Origin of the sequence: Streptomyces sp. NPDC051907 (assembly GCF_040681075.1) — a bacterium.
Taxonomy (GTDB): domain Bacteria; phylum Actinomycetota; class Actinomycetes; order Streptomycetales; family Streptomycetaceae; genus Streptomyces.
The window spans coordinates 1-2,034 of the sequence record NZ_JBFAYB010000225.1; the positions used below are offsets into that span (position 1 = coordinate 1).

Here is a 2,034-nt window from a genome sequence, read left to right on the forward strand (position 1 = left end):
GCTCGCCCCCACCTCCGAGTTCAGCAAGAACATCGAGGGGCTGTCCGCGAAGGTCATCCGCGAGTCGGCCGAGCGCAGCCGGGAGCGGCTCGGCGCGCCCGCCGCCGCTCGGCCGCGTCGGCCCTCTCCAGCACGATCGCGCCCGCGCCCTCGCCGAGGCTGGTTCCGTCCCGACCGGTGTCGAACGGGCGGGCGCCGGTGGGGCTGAGCGCGCCGGTGATGTCCATGCCCGCGTACTCATAGGAGTTGAGCACGCTGGCCCCGACGACGACGGCGAGGGTCCCACAGCCGGAGCGGAGCCAGGTGCGGGCGTAGTCGAGGGCGAAGGAGACGGAGGCGCAGGCCTGCGAGAGATACACGCCTTCCCCGCCGAACTCCTCGCACAGCCCCCCGACATCGGGACCCGCGAACTCCGCGCGCCCCCAGCGGGGCGGGGCGTCGCCGCGCGCGTCGGGCACGTGGGGCGTCTGCCCGACGACGACGAGCAGGCCGTCGGGCCCCAGCGCGGTGAGGGAGGCGTCGCGCAACGCGTGACGAAGGGCGGCGCGAGCGAGACGGGACCGTCGCGACGATCCAGCCTCGCGGGCGATCGAGGTGCGGGGTCCGGACAATCCAGCCTCGCCGGCGATTGAGGCGCGGGGCCCGGGGCGGAGCCCCGCGGGCGGCCCGTCGCCACTACGCCCTACGGGCGTGTCCTCAATCGCCGGACGGGCTGAATCACACAGCCCCGCAGGCAACCCCTCGCCGGCACGCCCCACGGGCATGTCCTCAAACGCCGGACGGGCTGAATCAGGGTCATCGTCCCCCTCCACCCCCGCCGTCACCGTCCGTGCGAACCCCTCCTCCCCCAGCACCCCGTGCGCCCGCAGCGCCACCCTCCCCGACAGCAGGCCCTGCCAGTACGCCTCGACCCCCCATCCGTACGCGGTGATCAGGCCCATCCCTGTGACGACAGTGCGCACGGCCATCAGCGCAGTCCTCCCGAAGTCGCGGCCAGCCGGCGCAGCCGCTGCCGGTCGGCCTTGCCGCCGGGCAGGCGCGGCAGCGTGCCGACGCGGATGACGCGGGGCCGCAGCAGCGGCGGCAGCCCCTGGTAGCAGCGCGAGCGCAGGGCGCGTTCGCTCGGCGGGCGGCCGGGGTCGGCCGCCTCGACGAACGCGAACACCGAGTCGCCGTGGGCCTTCTGCGTCGGCACGCCCACCACGACCGCGTCCGCCACGCCCTCGTCTTCGCGGAGCACGTCCTCGATCGTGGCCGGCGCGTGGTTCTCGCCGAGCACGATGATGATGTCCTTGAGCCGGCCGAGCACGCTGAGGTAGCCGTCCTCGTCGAGCGCTCCGGTGTCGCCGGTGCGCAGCCAGCCGTCGCCGGGCAGGGCCTGTGAGGTGGCGTCGGGGCACCCGAGGTAGCCGGTCATCACCCCCGGCCCGCGGACCTGGACCTCGCCGGTGCCGGGGGCGATCCGCACCTGCGTGCCGGGCAGCGGCCTGCCGACCGTGCCGGCCCGGCAGTGCACGGCGGAGGACAGCGCCACGTTGGGGCCCGCCTCCGTCAGCCCGTACCCGTCGTGCACGGGCGCGCCGACGACGCCTTGGAAGTGGGCGGCGACCGCGGCCGGCAGGACCGCGCCGCCGCAGCCGCGCACGGTCAGCGCGCGCAGCGCGTCGCGCAGTTCGGCATCGGCTTCGGCGGCCTTGGCGAGGAGCGTGTAGAGGAAGGGGACGCCGTCCAGCGAGGTCGTACGGCGGCCCTTGAGGTCCGCGGCGACCGCCTCCGGCCTCAGGACGGTGTGCAGGTTGAGCTCGCCGCCGAAGCGCCGCCAGATGCCGAACACGCTGAAGCCGTAGGCGTGGTTGAGCGGAAGCGGCAGCAGCAGCGCGTCGTCGCCGCAGAGGCCGAGATGCCCGGCGGTGGCCTCGGCCTGGTAGTCGAGGGCGGACCGGGAGAGTTCGACCGCCTTGGCGGACCCGGAGCTTCCGGAGGTCCAGAACACCGCGCCCGCGCCGGGCGCCGGCGCGTCGCGGCGCCGGTGGG

The 2,034-nt window shown here is 75.4% G+C and carries 2 protein-coding genes; both read right to left on the minus strand.

Annotated features, from left to right (window positions below; translation table 11 throughout):
• Window positions 1-53 precede the first annotated feature (53 nt).
• Window positions 54-968, minus strand: coding sequence for a beta-ketoacyl synthase N-terminal-like domain-containing protein (locus tag AB0M39_RS41900; protein ID WP_365374424.1), 915 nt, complete (start codon window positions 966-968; stop codon window positions 54-56).
• On the minus strand, window positions 968-2,034 hold a 1,067-nt coding region (locus AB0M39_RS41905; RefSeq protein WP_365374427.1), incomplete at its 5' end, for a fatty acid--CoA ligase family protein. The genes AB0M39_RS41905 and AB0M39_RS41900, both read right to left, overlap by 1 nt.

What these genes read in the sequence shown, in the direction of transcription:
- AB0M39_RS41900 (WP_365374424.1), bottom strand. Translation starts at nt 968, where the DNA reads ATGGCCGTGCGCACTGTCGTCACAGGGATGGGCCTGATCACCGCGTAC.